This window comes from Candidatus Lernaella stagnicola (assembly GCA_030765525.1).
GTDB lineage: Bacteria > Lernaellota > Lernaellaia > Lernaellales > Lernaellaceae > Lernaella > Lernaella stagnicola.
The window spans coordinates 103265-118540 of the sequence record JAVCCK010000041.1 but is presented as its reverse complement, the minus strand read 5'-3'; the positions used below and the strand labels follow the sequence as shown (position 1 = coordinate 118540).

The following is a 15276-nucleotide window of genomic DNA, read 5'->3' as shown; positions in this document are numbered from 1 at the left end:
AATGAAACGCAAAATTCGCGTTCTGATCGGCAAACCCGGCCTCGACGGCCACGACCGCGGCGCAAAAGTGGTGGCGCGGGCGCTGCGCGATGCGGGTTTCGAAGTGATATACACCGGCTTGCATCAAACGCCGGAGATGGTCGTCAACACGGCGATCCAAGAAGACGTGGACGCCATCGGCCTGTCGATTCTATCCGGCGCGCATAATCACTTGTTCCCCGAAGTGATCCGCCTGCTTAAGGAAAAGAACGCCGAAGACATCGTGGTGTTCGGCGGCGGCATCATCCCCGACGTCGACATTTCCGCGCTCAAAGACAGCGGCGTGCGCGAAATCTTCACTCCCGGCACGCCCATCGAGCAGATCGTCGGCTTCGTCAACGGCCTGGCCGCAGAGCGTGAACTGGCCTGAGTAAAAAACCGTCTTCCTGCTCAAACTCGCGGCGGGTTTTAACCCGCCGTTTTTGCGTCACCCCCGCCATGTCTGCCGAAACCGTATTGATACCGATTCCCTCTTGATAGAATCGAAATAAATTAGCTACACTGAGTGTGGATTTGAGGAGATCCATCAACCGATTTCCCACCTTTGATTCGGCCAACCCAGGGGCGCAAACAAATAACCGGTCGGCGTGCGTCGATAATTGCGAAGCGCGAAATAGGCTATTCGTTAGGAGTACAACGTCGCGCAACTTTTGAGGAGCGTATAATGCGGAAAGGGACTTTGTTTTGGGGAATGTTAGTTATTCTTCTTTTTTTTCCGAAACCAATCTTCGCAACCTTTTATTCCGGAACCTATCTTGTCAGTTTCGGCAGTGATGGCGAACCTCGTTGGGATGATAGTTTGACAACGGAAGGTTACGCTGGTTATGGAAGTGTTTTCACTGATGGCGCTGGGAACGTCTATGTCGAAGGTTTGGATTTTTTGATGAAATACGGTGTCGACGGAGAACGACAGTGGAAAACAACAGCCGACTTTGCTCTTCCCGAGTGCGTTGCTGACGATCAACAATATCTGTATTGCACTGAGTACCACGAGCCCACAATAACTGTTCTGGATTTTAGCGGACACTATGTGAATAGGTTGGGAATTTTTACAGCCTATGCCGCTGATCTTACGGTCGGAGTGAGTGGCGACCTGTATTTCAACGCTTGGTACGACGAAGGCGCGGAATTCGTGAGACTGACGAAAACGGGAGATGAAATTTGGAGCAGACGCGTAGACGGTTTCCGAGTTCTTGAAATGGCTTTGACTGCACAAGGCGGTGTCATCTCAACCGGAACGGGAACGGGTTTGGATGAAGAGAATATATACGCGATCGCTTTCGATCCCGATGGCGGTTTGGTTCATAACACCCTGGTCGGTTCTGCCCACTGGGGCATGGCGGCTTTTTTGCCAAGTGGTGATTTCGTCGTGGCCCGAGAAGTTGACGAAATGACGATGACCGTTGAACGTTTCGACGCCAGTGGAGAAATCTTGTGGAGCGAAGAAGTGGAAGGATTCGGTGAAATGGGGCGCTCCGGTGATGTTGTATGGAGACCGGCTGGCGAACTTGTTGTCTGTGGCGCTGAATCGGAACATACAAAGGTCTTCAAGTTCGACAAGGACGGAAATCTGGATTGGGTAAGGGCTTATCAAAGCCGTAAACCCAATTTCCCGATGTTCGCGCGCATTTCAGATTCTGGCAATATTACAATTGTCGGTCAACGCATGGATATCTGTGGGGAGGGGTTGTGCCGCGCCCGATTGTTCTTGGTACAGTTTTCACGGAGCGGCGAGATCCGGTGGGAGACCGAATACCGCCGACCGCACGCCGAAGAAACGGAGTTCGGTCAAGCAGCGCTCGATGATGAAGACAATCTTTATGTGGCCGGAGAGTTCCGAAAAGAAAAGTCAGACGAGGACGACGAAGGCTGCGGGTGTTGAGCGGGGCAGAAAAAGCCCGGAGCGCGAGGCCCCGGGCTTTTCGTTGGTTGATTAGGGTTAGTTGTTGACGCGGAAGAGGATCTGATCGGGCCCGCAGGCGCCTTTCTTCACCTTCACCAGCGACACACTCGAACCTTCGGAAAATTCGTCACCGGGTTTCACATCCAGCTTGCCGAACACCGTACCGCGCGCGCCGGGGAAGCCGACCTGAACGATGATCTCAGGCATGTCGAGCAGATGACCGCTGCGGTCTTCGTACACGATGGTGTAGGACTCGATGAAGCCCAGCTTGCCGTCGATTTTCCGCGCGTCCTTGACCGGATCGAGCGGCGTCATCGTCATCTCGTCGAAGATCGCCGGCGGCACGAGCACCTCGTCGCTTTCTTCGGAGTAGGTACCCAAAACCTTGCCTTTGGCCAGTTCTTCGTAGAACTTCGTTCCGGCCATGCCGGCGGTGTACAAGTAGGTTAACGGAATCTTGCCCGGCCACGCCTTGGCGGTCGTGGCGTCCATTTCCGTCGGTTTGACCTGCTTGAGCGGCAAGACTTTCTTGCCCTTGTACGGCTTGAAGTAGAGGATGTCGAGAATCGAGCCCTCGCGTTCCTCTTTCTTCTTCCACACGGCCTTAACCCGCATGCCGATCTTGATGTCTTTGGGATCGACTTCGCCGAGGCGGTGCACCAAACCCATGTGGTCCGGCGCGCCATCGATCGCGACGACCGCGTAGAGCGCCACTTCGCCTTCGGGCAGCGGTGAACTATCCCAATCCACGTGCGAGATGGTGAAGGTTTCGATCGTGCCGGTGTCAGGCAGATCGTAATAGCCGTGCACCGGATTGAGATTGGTCAATTCGCTGAACGCGCGGCATGGAATCATCATGCGGCCGGTTTCCGTGCAGTAGCTGCCGCGGATTTTCCCGGCGGCGAGTCCGTCGAGATACGTGGTCAGCGCATAGCCGTTGTCCCAGGCGTAGCGCAGGTCGGGCGCGTCGGCCACGTTGAGTACCTTCTTGACGTTCTTGAGCGGCGTGCCGGGCAGGTCGGCCCGCTTGGCTCCGCTCCAGAAGGACGACTCGTTGGGCAACGCACCTTCCGAACCCATGACCACGACGGTACCGGCCTGCATGAGGTCGCCCCAGGCCTGCGCGACGCCGCGCCGGCAGCGATTCTGCACTTGGCGTTTGCCCGCTTGGCCGGAAAGCTGCAGGTAAAGCTCGGCGATCTTCATCAAGCCTGTGGCGGCAATCGGGTTGCCGACACCCAGCGCGCCGCCGGAGGGGCAGAGCGGGTGCGTGGAAGAGCGTTCAAACGATCCGGAATGCAACAAGTCCTTCACGGTGCGGCCGGTTTTGTCCAGCAACAAGCCGTTCAGGTGATGCAGCGCCTTGTAGTCGAAGGGATCGTAAGGCTCGAAGATGTCGATTTCGTTCACCGGGTCTACGACACCGGCCATCTTGTAGGCGTCCTTGGCGGCCATGGCCACGTAGTCGGGGTAGGCCAGGTCGCGCGTGCACCAATAAGCGGTTTCGAGCCGGAAACCGACGCCCTCGATGAACACGGGTTTGCGGCTGCGCGCCCGCGCAACGCGCTCGTTGGTCATCACGATGGCGACGGCGGCGTCGGAGGTCGGGCTGATGTCGTAGCGTTTGACCGGCCACGACAGAAGCTTGGACCGCATGACGTCTTCGATTGTGAGATCCTCGGCGATCTGCGCCGCCGGGTGATCCAAGGCGTTGCGTTTGTTGTTGCAGGAGACCCAGGCGAGATCCTCTTCGGTGTACCCGTAGACGTGCATGAAGCGCGCCATTTCGAGGGCGAAGATGTGGATCAAGGTCAGGTCCAAGGGTTGTTCGAGCGTGTGGTCGAAGATCGTCAAAAACGCGCCGGCGGGGTGCGGATTGCACGGCGACATTTTTTCTTCGGCGATCACTAGACAGGTGTCGAACTTACCGGAGGCGATGTGCATCCACCCGTGGATGGGGCTCATCACGCCGGTGGCGCCGCCGACGTAGTGCCGCATATACGGCTTACTTGTCGCGCCGGCGCCGGCGATCAGGTGTTCACCCTTCATGTGTACGCCGTCGAACGCGTCCGGAGCGGTGCCGAGACACACGGCATCGATATCGTCGATATCCATCCCGGCGTCGTCGAGGGCCATCTGCACGGCCTGGGCGGTCAGTTCACCGGGCGATTCCTGGGCCCGGCGCATGAATTTCGTCATACCGACGCCGATTACGGCTACTTTCTGGTTCATGACGCACTCCTTTCCGCGTCGAGAATCACCACGGCGCAGGAGTCCGTGGGGACGCCGCGCCAACCGTGTACCAGCAAGCGCTCGCAATCGATTTGGCAGGCGCCGGCTTCGCCGCGCAACTGCGTCACGGCTTCGTACAAGCGCGCGCCGCCGTTGGCCTCGAACAGGTCGCCCCCGCCCTGGCTGCCGCCGTTGGGATTGACGTACAGGCCGTCATGGGTGGCGCCAAGAGCTTCCAGGTGCATCAGTTCGCGATGCGGATAGAGGTCGGAGACGAAGAATCCGTCGATCTCCTCCGCGGGGCTGTCGATTTGGGCTTCGTCATAGGCGAGGTTGGCGGCGATCGCCGTGCCAACCGACACACTGTGGTCGCGGCGTTCGAGGATCGAGTTGCCCGAACCCCAGCCGGTGCCGGAGATGAACACCGGGCGACGGGCGTATTCGTTCGCCATCTCTTCGGTGCCCAAGACGATGACCACTGCGCCGTCGGCGTAGCGGGGAATCATCAGGTCGGTCAAGGGCGCTGCGACGGGGCGGGCGCCGAGGATGTCGTTGATCGTGAACAGATCGCCGTAGGGCGCGTTGGTATTACCCAGCGCGTTGGCGCGGTTTTTCACGACGACTTCAGCAACGTCTTCCATGCTGTATTCGGATGCGGCGAGGAAGGACATCAATTCGATGCCGCCCAGGTAGTGCGGCGTGACGTTGAAGCGGTTGAACACGGGATCAAGGGCGAAGCGTAACAGTTCGTCCTTGGTCAGGATGTTCGACGCCTTGCTGTAGGCCTCGATGACGATGGCCTTGTAATGCCCCGTGTTGATTTGCATGACGGCAGAGCAAACGCCGTGCAGGAAATCACCGGGAATCGTATACACGGGCTTACGCGCCATGCCGAGTTGGTCGGGGACGTATTCATCGGCGATCGAATACCCCGATACAAAATCTTCTTCGACCGAAACAGCGCCGTCGATTTGGTCGACGGTGAGTCCCGCGTCGGTATAGGCCATTTTCGCGGCCTTGGCGATCATTTCCCGGTACGATAGACCGGTGGACGTGGGCACGAATCCGCAAATGCCCGCACCCAGTACAGCGACTCCCATCTTATGCTCCTTTCTGATCCTGTGAGTTGGTATCCATGACTTTGTTCAAAAAAGGAAACACCCGACGAAACGATCGACGGGTGTTGCGCATCAACTGAAAACGCACCGTGGCGTGACCCGAAACGTGAAAGCCGTGGGACAAGTGCAAACGTGTTGTCCTCTCTCGTCGTCACATGGATTGAAGGGTGTTGCATCTAGTTTGGTATGCAAGGCCAGGCGGCGACCGACGCTATACGGAGCGAGACCGCGATTCCTCAACTTGCACGCCAACGGCATATTACAGAAAACCCGCAATAATGGAAACCGGTGAATCAACGAAATCCGAGCATTCTTACGGCGCGCGCGGGCGGTGGCGTCGCGTTTGCCGCCTATGCTTTTTTTACCAAAAGGCGGATTTTTTCCTTGTCAGCCGGGGCAAAGCATGACTATCATTTCGCCCAAGATACGGTCTGCCTAGTTGAGGGAGTGTAGACAGACTCAAGCCCTACGGGGCGCTGAGGGGCAAGCGAGATGGGCGTTTGCCCCTCTTCTCTATCTACTTGCCGCACCACTTGACCCCCATGGGTCCAAATGGCACCTTAGCCTCGTTCGTTAAACGCGGGGAAAGGTTGCGATATGGATCACGATCCGAATTGTCTTTTCTGCAAAATCGACCAGGGTGAAATTCCGTCGGAAAAGCTGTACGAAGACGATAAAGTTTTTGCCATCAAGGACATCCATCCGGCGGCGCCGGTGCATGTGTTGATCATTCCGCACGCGCACATTCCTACTTTGCTCGACGTTGCCGATGACCAGTTTGACTTGGTCGCCCACGTCTTTCGCGTCGCGTGCAAATTGGCGAAGGAATTTGGCGTGGCCGAGCAGGGATTCAAGGTGCTGCACAACGTCAACGAGTGGGGCGGGCAGCGAGTATTTCACATCCACTTCCATTTGTTAGGCGGCAAAAAGTGGGGCGAATGAAAAGATCGATCATACTTGTTTGGGTAGTCGCATTGCTCACGATGGCGGCCGCGCCGACGCACGCCGAATCGTGCGCCGACAGTGACGTCGACTGCTGGCTGGTGCAATTGGATACCGGCGACGGCGCCGCGGCGATGCGAGCGGCGATGACACTCGGGGAACTGGGCGACGCCAAAGCCATCGACCCGCTGATCGCCAAGTTTGCGGCGGAGGACCAATACATGGCCACGGCGGCCACGCACGCGGTAATCAAAATCGGCAACGGGGCCGTTTTCCCGCTGGTGAAGGCGAGCACCGAAAGCAAAAGTGCAGCCGTGCGCAAGTACGCTGCCTACGCCCTGGGACGCATCGGCGGTGACGACGCCTTCGCGGCGGTGTTGCAGGCGGCGAAGGACGAGGCTCCGAAAGTTCGCGCGCAAGCGGCGACGGCCTTCGGCGTGATGGGCGACGACCGGGCGTTGTTGCCGTTGTTTGAATTGCTGCGCGATCGGTCGGTCTCGGTACGCGCGGCGGCGGCGCAGTCTCTGGGCGCGATCGGCGACAGGCGGGCCACGAATTTCTTGCTGGAGTACGGACTCTGTGACATTTCTCCGGAAGTGGCGCGGGCCAGCGCCGGCGCGCTTGTGCAAATCGGTCCGGAAGCGGTGGAACCGTTGATCGACGCGTACAACACGAAACCCGACTACGCCCGCAAGCGCATCGTATTGGCGGTCGGTAACATCGGGGTCGATGCGCCGCCGGCCACACGCGGTCGCGCGGTCAAATTGGCGAGTTGGGTTTTGAAAAGAAAAACAGAGGGCGTCGAGACGCGCGCGGTTGCTGCCTATGTATTGGGCACTCTGGACGCGAAGGACGCGGTTCCGGTTTTGAAACAAGCGCTGGCGGAAAGCGGCGCAAAAGAGGAGCAGAAGACGCTTCATGCTTCGTGCGAACAGGCGTTACTTAAGATCTATCAAAAGTACGAGATGAAGCGCGATTTCTGACTTCGGGATGTTTCGTCGAATCACACTATGTATATTGACGGTCCTGGCCACCGCCGCGCTGGCGGCTCCCGTGTGCGATGCGCCGGCCGTCGACAAACAGTCTGCAGATGCGAAGGGAGAGGACATCATGACTTTCCAACCCGTCGTCGCCGGCCGCTTTTACACCTCGCGGCAAGATGAATTGCAGCGCGAGGTGGACGACTTCATACAGAACGCTAGCGTGCCGCAAAACCTGGGCAAGCCGTTCGGCGTCATTGCGCCCCATGCGGGCTATGTGTTTTCGGGGCCCGTCGCCGGTTATTCCTACCGTGCGGCCAAGGGATACAATTACGACGTGGTCGTCGTGTTGGGCCTTTCGCACAGCGTGCCGGGAAACGTGGAGGTTTTGGATTACGACCGCTACATGACGCCCTTGGGACCGGTCGCCATCGATCGAAAACTGTCTCAAGAGCTTGCCGAACGTGAATCGTTCATTCGTCTCGGTGACACCATGTTTCGTCAGGAACATTCCCTGGAAGTGCAACTGCCCTTTATCCAACGCGCGGTTCCCGACACGCCGGTCGTAATGGTCGTGATCGGTCGCGCGCGGCGGTTGGAACTGACGCAACTGGCCGGCGCGTTGCACTCCACCTTCGGTGACAAGAACGTCTTGTACGTGGCCAGTACCGACCTCTCGCATTTTCGCTCGTACGATGCGGCCGAGAAGATCGATTCGGAAACCTTGGCGTTGCTGGAAAAGGGTGATGTCGAAGCGTTGTACCAGGCGCCGGAGCTGCATGAGCGCATGTGCGGTTTGGGGCCGGTAACCACGCTGCTGGAAACCTTCCATCTAGCCGGTGGCGGGGACATCAAATTGCTGGCCCATCAAAACTCGGGGGACACCAGCGGCGATAAGAGTCGCGTGGTCGGCTACGGTTCGCTGGCCCTGTATACCCATCCGCGCGTCGCGGCGAAAGGGAACGGCGAGGCCGCGGCCCAGAAGCAGGAGCCCGACGCGAAAGAGTATCTGACTGATGCGGAGAAGAAGACGTTGCTTCGCATTGCGCGGGAGACGGTCGAGAAGTTCGTACGAAGCGGAGAGAGACCGGACTTTGACGTGGAAAGCCCGACGCTGCTGGCCGACGGCGCGGCGTTCGTGACGCTACACACGAAAACAAACCACCGACTACGCGGGTGCATCGGTCAAATCATCGCCCGCATCCCCTTATGGCAGTGCGTGCGTGATATGGCGGTTGCCGCCGCAACACAGGATCCCCGCTTCCCCGCCGTGCGGGCCGACGAGTTGGATAACCTGCACATCGAGATTTCGGTGTTGACGCCGCCGGAGAAGGTTCGCAACGTTTCCGAAATCGAAGTGGGCAAACACGGGCTAATCATGTCCGATGGTTGGCACCGCGGATTGCTGTTGCCGCAGGTCCCCGTCGAACAAGGTTGGGATCGCGAGACCTTTCTGACTCAAACGTGCGTTAAGGCCGGCATGTCCGGCGACTGCTGGCGCGACCCGAGTACACGCATCGAAAGATTCTCCGCGCTGGTTTTCGCCGAATGACAGACCACACCGCGCGCCGAGTTTATCTCCGTACCTTCGGCTGCCAAATGAACGACTACGACTCCGCGCGCATGCTGCGTCTGCTGCAGTTGGAAGGATTCACGCAGACCGCGACCGCGGCCGACGCCGACCTCGTGATTTTCAACACATGCTCGGTCCGCGCGAAAGCCGAACAGAAAGCGCTGTCTCAAATCGGCCGGCTAAAAAAATTACGCCGCGACAGGCCGGCGATGCGCATTGTGGTCGCCGGTTGTTTCGCGCAGCGCAGCGCAGCGAAGTTGCTACACAAATATCCTCACATCGACATGGTGCTGGGCACCGACGCCATCGGGCGATTACCGGGACACGCCCGCAAGTTGATGGACGGTTTTCGCGGCATCGTCGATGTTGATTTCGCCGCGGCTTATGACGAAGACGTCGAAGACTTCGGTGAGATAATCCCCGGCAAGGGGTCGAAGGTCGCCGCATTCACGACGATCATGCGTGGCTGCAACAACTTCTGCGCGTATTGCATCGTGCCTTACGTTCGCGGCCGGGAACGCAGCCGACCGGTCGTTGAAGTTTTGCGTGAGGTGCGGCAATTGGCTGCCAAGGGCGTCAAAGAAATCACGCTGCTGGGCCAGAACGTCAATTCCTACGGGCAGGGCAGTGGGGTAGGGGAGGTGGACTTCGCCGCCCTGCTCCGCCAGGTGCATGAGATCGAAGGGATTCGGCGGATTCGTTTCACGACCAGCCATCCCAAAGATTTGTCCGACCGCTTGATTGAAGCCTTCGCCGAGTTGCCCAAGCTCGCCAATCACCTGCACTTGCCGGTGCAGGCCGGTTCCGATGCCGTGTTACGCGCGATGAATCGGGGTTACGAAGTCGCGCGTTATCTCGATCGCCTTCAGCGCTTGCGAGACGTACGCGAGAACATGGCCATCACGACCGATATCCTGGTGGGCTTTCCCGGTGAAACGGAGGCCGATTTTCAGCAAACCCTGGACCTGGTTGCTAAGGTCGGGTATTCCAACTCCTTTGTTTTTCGTTACTCCGTGCGGCCGGAAACCGCCGCCGAAAAATTGCATGATGACGTTCCGGAAAAGGAGAAGATCGCCCGTTTGATGGCGGTACAGAAAATGCAGCGGGAAATCACGTTACGGCAGCACGAAAATTTAGTCGGTCAAAAAGTGGAAGTTTTGGTTGAACGGCGGCAAGATCGTGACCAAGATCATCCTTGGAGCGGGAAATCGGGTTGCTATCGGGGCGTCCACTTCGCGGGTGATGGTGTTGCGGTGGGCGACGTGGTCACGGTAGAGTGCTTACAGGCGTATGCCAATCACTTGCTGGGAAAGGCAGTTACGCCGCGTGACGAAAAGGAGTAAACCATGGCCGCCATCAAGATGTCAGTCGTAGGATTGACCGTCGATCCGAGTAGCAACTCGCCGATCGTCGTCCTGCGCGATGAGGAAGGCCGCTTCACGCTACCGATTTGGATCGGAATTTTGGAAGCCAGCTCGATTGCCACCCAGCTTGAGAAGATAGAGTTGTCGCGGCCGATGACCCACGACCTGTTTGTCAGCGTGCTGGAAAACGCCGGTATGCGGTTGTCGCGGGTGCTCGTCAATGATTTGCGGGAGAATACTTACTTCGCGCGTATCTTCTTCCAAGACGACGAAGGCAACGAATTTGATGTGGACGCGCGTCCGTCGGATTCGATCGCCATGGCGCTGCGCGTCGAGGCCGAGATTTTCGTCGAAGAAGGCGTGCTCGAGCGGGCCGAAGCCTTGGACAAGAAAGCTCTCGAGCATGCTGAGAAGTCGATGGACGACAAGTGGAAAGAGATTCTGGAAAGCTTGGATCCGGACGATCTGGGCAAATACCGAATGTAGGACGCGACGTTGCGCACGTTGCACCTCGCGGGTCCGCCCGTAGCGTTGGCCTGCGTTATTTTCTTTTTATCGTCGCAATCGATTTCCGCGCCGTCGACGGTCGTCTTTGCCGATAAGTTCGCCCACTTGGCCGTGTTCGGATTGTTGGGCCTACTAACGGCGAGATGGGTGCGGGGAGATTCTCGCTACGGCGGGTCCGGATGGTGTGTAGTTTCGATAGCGGTGTTGCTGGCCGGGATTTTCGGCGTCACCGACGAAGTACATCAGGCATTTACCCCGGGGCGCGAGCCGGATATTGTAGACGCGTGGTGCGACTTGACCGGCGCGGTAATCGGGGCGTCGGCGGCCGTAGTGTTGTACCGGTGGTGGGAAACGATGCGCCGGAGTCTCGAAGTGGATTGACACACTTAGATACCGGCCATAGCATACGGCGGAATTTTTGACACTGGGAGAGCGGGCCTGTGGCACGAAAAGTTAAGATTACTCGTAAGCAAATTAAGCAAGACGATAAATTCCTGGCGACGATGAAAGATGTCACCGGGAAGGTTGTCGCCGCGGTAAGCGACAGGGACTTTTGGGGACAGTACAAGAAGCCCCTCATCGTGGCGGGCGCCGTACTGCTCGTGGTCGTAATTGCGGCCGGGACGGTGTTCGGCCTCACGATTTATCAGCGCCACAGCGCCGCCAAGTTGATGGCGCTGGCTGATGCGATGAACCGCGCTCCGGTGATCACGCCCGAACAGTACGAACAAAACGCGGCGATGGCCCAGGCTCTGGGAGCCTATACCGACGCGAACGCCAAGTGGTCGGCGGTGGCCGAGAATTACGACGCGGTGGCGACGCAGTATCCCGATACGGAATTCGGGCAACTGGCGCTGTTCTATGCCGGCAACGGCTACTACGAGTTGAAAGAGTATCAAGAAGCGGTTACTCGCTACGAGAAGTACCTGGAGAAAGTCGGTTCGGACGCGCCATTCGCGCCGCTGGCACAGCAGAGCGTCGGCTACGCCTACGAGGAATTGGGCAAATTGCCGGAAGCGGAGAAAGCATTCCTGGAACTGGTCAAGCGGGAAAGCACAACGACTTCGCTATTGGCCATGTTCGATTTGGCGCGGATCTATGAGAAACAAGAAAAAATCGACGAAGCTATTGCGACGCTAAAGAAAGTCGACAACGTGCAAATCAGCCTCGGTCCGCAGGTCGGAAAATTGAAGCGACAAGCGGAAAACAAGATTAAGTGGCTGGAGGCTTCCCGAAAGAAACCATCCTGATGCATCGTTTTCTCGAGTCTATTGCCGTATTTCTTTTTGTGGCCGCCGTGTGGTCGTTGTCGGGTTGCGCCGGCAACGCGGCGTTGCTGAGTGCGCCGAGTCCGGACGGTAAGACTTCGGAAGAACGGCCGCTGCGGGTTGCCTGGGTGCAAAACCTCGTTGAGCAAGGCAAGGAAGACCTGTTCCGGCCGATGCAATACGGTATTCCAACCGTGCATGATGGGGTCGTTTATCTCGGCAATAACAACAAGGAATTGATCGCCTTTGATGCCGACACGGGCGTGATTATTTGGAAATTCTCCGCGTTCGGCGTCGTGGAATCGGCGGCGACGGTCGTGGGCGAGAACGTCGTGTTCGGCGACGGCGACGGCTACGTCTACTGTTTGGATCGGAAATCCGGCTTCGTGCGTTGGACCTATCGGGTACAAGGGCAAGTTTGGGGCCACATAGTAAGCAACGGCGAATTGGTTTTCATTCGTACGAACCACGAGCGCCTTTACGCCATCACGCTGAAAGACGGCAAATGGAAGTGGATGCAATCGCGTCAGCTTCCAAATGGTTTTACGATACGCGGCGTCGCAAGCCCGGTGCTCGACGGCGACCGGGTGTTGGCCGGTTATGCGGATGGCTACTTCTTGGCATACCGCGCCAGTGACGGTGCCGAAATATTCAAGACACTGCTTGAAAAAGGTGAACGGTTCATCGATATCGACGCCACGCCGCTGGTGGAAGAAGATCGGGTTTATGTGGCGAGCTACGGAGGAACCTTCTACTGCCTGTCGCGCGACAACGGTGCGATTCAATGGACGTACCGAAGTGGGAGCGTACAGAGGGCGACGATCGTCGACGATTTCGTGATTGCCACCGACGACCGCGGGATCGTCCGTGCCCTGGAAAAACGTACAGGGCAGGAGATTTGGAAGTTCGACCTCCGCGAAGAAGATAAGAAGCGCTCGGTGGCCAAGAAGCCGCGGCGGAAACTCAAGGCGCCGACCAACGCGGCGATGTTTGGCGAGCACCTTTTGGTCGCAAGCTCGAGCGGTTATCTGTACGCGCTAAGCCCGGACACTGGGAAAAGCCAATGGCGCTTCTGGCCCGGTTTCGGTGTCACCGCGGAACTAGTGGCGGCCGACAATGCCGTGTACGTGCACTCCAACTATGGCTTCCTATATTGCCTCAAGAAGAACTACGACTTTCGATAAGACGCAGAACCTAAAGTAGAGCATCAGGAAAACATTAATAACCGGCTGAAATGATGGTTGATGATGAATATTCAGCATTGGGGGGTATACGAGTTGACATATAGTTACAAAACATTACATAATATATCTTATGCGCAACTTACTCTGCTGGCGATGTCGCCTCTTCATTCTTCGGTATGAGCCCCTTTTTCTCTAGTCGGCCCTCGAAGTATTCGCTTAGTCGCTCTTCGATAACTTCCGGATCCATTTCCGTGGGACGCCTCGTGAACTCCGTGAGCACTTCCCACGCATTCCGCCCTTTGGCGTCGTAGAACTCAGCGTAAACTGGAAAGATGAGCTGCCGCATCTCGGCTTGCAGCACCAATGCCCGGCGGTAACCCTTGTCGGTGTTGACGTCCTCCCGACGCCACTGCGCAAGACGTATCAATATCGTGGCGCCGAGCACATCGGCCACCGCTTCGTGGAAGTCCAGCGCACTCTGCCGGTTGTCTGGATCCACTTCCCAGGCGCGTAGCGCTCCATTGACGCTGTTTTCAGCCACTTCGCCACTCGCGGCCACGAATCGCCGCACCGGTGGCATAACCACGTGTACACGTTCGATTCGCTCGGCGGCGCTGAGGTTTTGCTCCTGTTCCTCTTGTGGCGCCATCAGGGCGTCCACGTAAAAAAGGCAGACCCGCAGCCAAGTTCGGCGAAGGATAATCGCCGCCACGTCGCCCACGTCGCCCTTTTGTCCCTCGGTAATGGAATCGACAATCTTCCCGTGTAGGTAAGAATTGCTTGCGAAACGCTTGGTTTCCTTCACGAAGTTCTTCAATGGTCCGGAATACAGCTTCTCCACGGCCGTCCAATCAATTTTTTTGGCGATTAGATGCGATTCCATCTCGCCTATCTGGCCGACGGCCTCCGATAACTCTTTGATATCTATAGATTTTTTCAAGTTCAGATAGCTCAGCAAGGCGAAGATTAACGCCGCCCCCAATGAGATAATAATCAAGTATTTCAAGGACTTATTCATCTTTATCCCCGGCCTGCCACGCCGAGAAACCCGGCGTTTCGTGAGTAGCTCCCACGGCGTCGATAATGAGCGAATCGGTTTCAGGGTAATATTTCTGCAGCATGGCGGCGCCCTCTTCCGGACCTAGAACAAACACCGCCGTTGCCAGAGCGTCGGCGAGCGCGGCGGTGGACGCCACCAACGTAACGCTCCGGCAGCGCCGCGCCGGGCGTCCTGTTTTCGGGTCCAGGATGTGATGGTAGCGAATCCCATCGTGAATGACGAAGCGTTCGTAATCTCCCGACGTGGCGATGGCGAGCGAACCCGTCGCCTCCAACACCGTGAAATACGAACCACGCGGTCGGCGGGGATCCTGCACGCCGATACGCCAAGGCACGCCGTTCTTGCTGCCGGCTACCAGCATGTCACCGCCGATGTTGACGATAGCGTTTTGCACGCCGTTCTTTTTCAGTGCCTGCATGGCCATATCGGCCGCCCATCCCTTCGCGATGCCGCCAAGATTGACACGCGTGTCGGAATCTTCGATGAACGCGGAATGCGATGATTCATCGAGTTTTACGCGGCGGTAGTCGATGGATTTAATCGCTTCGCGCAATTCGGCGTCGGTCGGCACGCGGAAAGCTTCCGGATTCTTGAGGTCCCACAGTTTTCCGCCTCCGGCGAACGTAACGTCGAAGGCTCCTTGAGAATGAATCGAAATTTCGTGGGCCATTTTGAGCACCGCGAACAACTGGGGATTCAGTTTACGCGGCTCTTTGCCCGCGGCTGCGTTGAGTTGATACAGTTCCGAGGACGGCCATTCCGGATGAGCCCAACTCTGCACCTGTTCCATGGCGTCGAAGCCGGCTTTGAGGGCCTGTTGCGCAGATGATTTCGCGGTGCCGAAGATATTGATTTCCACCTGCGTGCCCATGAGAATGCGCCGCTCACTAACAGGGCTCGGAGAACGCGGCAGCGGCGCCGGCTCCGGCGAACAGGCCATCAACCACGCTAGCACGACCAGGCCGGCTAACACTCTATGGCGCACGCTTCGGTCCTTTCGGTAAGCAGGTAGCGCTTAGTAAACGGCGTGCCCGGGCAGGCGTCAAGGGTTTGCGTCCTATTTTTCAATAGGGCTATACTGTCGCAAACGTTCGCAAGGAGAACGA

Annotated in this window: 14 protein-coding genes; 10 read left to right on the top strand and 4 right to left on the bottom strand. The window is 57.7% G+C overall.

Annotation, left to right across the window (positions count from 1 at the left end; translation table 11 throughout):
- Position 1 precedes the first annotated feature (1 nt).
- Positions 2-409 carry a cobalamin B12-binding domain-containing protein gene (locus tag P9L99_19310; protein ID MDP8225518.1) on the top strand — a complete coding sequence of 136 codons (408 nt, stop codon included), beginning with the start codon at positions 2-4 and terminating at the stop codon, positions 407-409.
- Positions 410-703: 294 nt separating this feature from the next.
- On the top strand, positions 704-1921 hold the full coding sequence (locus P9L99_19305) for a PQQ-binding-like beta-propeller repeat protein (GenBank protein MDP8225517.1): 1218 nt from the start codon (positions 704-706) through the stop codon (positions 1919-1921).
- Positions 1922-1978: 57 nt separating this feature from the next.
- On the opposite strand, the gene P9L99_19300 is transcribed toward P9L99_19305, so the two are convergent.
- The gene (locus P9L99_19300; GenBank protein ID MDP8225516.1) at positions 1979-4174 is read right to left on the bottom strand and encodes a thiolase domain-containing protein; all 2196 of its coding nucleotides are present in this window, start codon (positions 4172-4174) and stop codon (positions 1979-1981) included.
- On the bottom strand, positions 4171-5274 hold the full coding sequence (locus P9L99_19295) for a hypothetical protein (GenBank protein MDP8225515.1): 1104 nt from the start codon (positions 5272-5274) through the stop codon (positions 4171-4173). The genes P9L99_19300 and P9L99_19295 overlap by 4 nt, the downstream gene beginning before the upstream one ends.
- A gap of 615 nt (positions 5275-5889) precedes the next feature.
- Here P9L99_19295 and P9L99_19290 point away from each other — a divergent pair.
- The 8 genes from P9L99_19290 (at position 5890) to P9L99_19255 (ending at position 13110) form a co-directional block, all read left to right on the top strand.
- Complete coding sequence (locus tag P9L99_19290) at positions 5890-6234, top strand: histidine triad nucleotide-binding protein (GenBank protein ID MDP8225514.1); 345 nt, start codon at positions 5890-5892, stop codon at positions 6232-6234.
- Positions 6231-7217: a HEAT repeat domain-containing protein gene (locus P9L99_19285; protein ID MDP8225513.1), complete on the top strand. Its 987-nt coding sequence runs from the start codon at positions 6231-6233 to the stop codon at positions 7215-7217. The genes P9L99_19290 and P9L99_19285 overlap by 4 nt, the downstream gene beginning before the upstream one ends.
- Before the next feature lie 127 nt (positions 7218-7344).
- Positions 7345-8766: an AmmeMemoRadiSam system protein B gene (gene amrB, locus P9L99_19280; GenBank protein MDP8225512.1), complete on the top strand. Its 1422-nt coding sequence runs from the start codon at positions 7345-7347 to the stop codon at positions 8764-8766.
- A complete protein-coding gene (gene miaB, locus P9L99_19275) occupies positions 8763-10130 on the top strand; it encodes a tRNA (N6-isopentenyl adenosine(37)-C2)-methylthiotransferase MiaB (GenBank protein ID MDP8225511.1) in 1368 nt (455 codons plus the stop codon). The genes amrB and miaB overlap by 4 nt, the downstream gene beginning before the upstream one ends.
- Before the next feature lie 3 nt (positions 10131-10133).
- Positions 10134-10637, top strand: coding sequence for a bifunctional nuclease family protein (locus tag P9L99_19270; GenBank protein MDP8225510.1), 504 nt, complete (start codon positions 10134-10136; stop codon positions 10635-10637).
- Between the two features lie 9 nt (positions 10638-10646).
- Positions 10647-11039: a VanZ family protein gene (locus tag P9L99_19265; GenBank protein MDP8225509.1), complete on the top strand. Its 393-nt coding sequence runs from the start codon at positions 10647-10649 to the stop codon at positions 11037-11039.
- A gap of 59 nt (positions 11040-11098) precedes the next feature.
- Positions 11099-11908 carry a tetratricopeptide repeat protein gene (locus P9L99_19260; protein ID MDP8225508.1) on the top strand — a complete coding sequence of 270 codons (810 nt, stop codon included), beginning with the start codon at positions 11099-11101 and terminating at the stop codon, positions 11906-11908.
- The gene (locus P9L99_19255; GenBank protein ID MDP8225507.1) at positions 11908-13110 is read left to right on the top strand and encodes a PQQ-binding-like beta-propeller repeat protein; all 1203 of its coding nucleotides are present in this window, start codon (positions 11908-11910) and stop codon (positions 13108-13110) included. Before P9L99_19260 ends, P9L99_19255 begins: the two co-directional genes overlap by 1 nt.
- A 139-nt stretch (positions 13111-13249) precedes the next feature.
- Here the strand turns inward: P9L99_19255 and P9L99_19250 are convergent, their stop codons facing one another.
- Both P9L99_19250 and P9L99_19245 read right to left on the bottom strand, forming a co-directional pair.
- Positions 13250-14128: a hypothetical protein gene (locus P9L99_19250; GenBank protein ID MDP8225506.1), complete on the bottom strand. Its 879-nt coding sequence runs from the start codon at positions 14126-14128 to the stop codon at positions 13250-13252.
- Positions 14121-15155, bottom strand: a complete 1035-nt coding sequence (locus P9L99_19245; protein ID MDP8225505.1) for an FAD:protein FMN transferase — start codon at positions 15153-15155, stop codon at positions 14121-14123. Before P9L99_19245 ends, P9L99_19250 begins: the two co-directional genes overlap by 8 nt.
- Positions 15156-15276 lie beyond the last annotated feature (121 nt).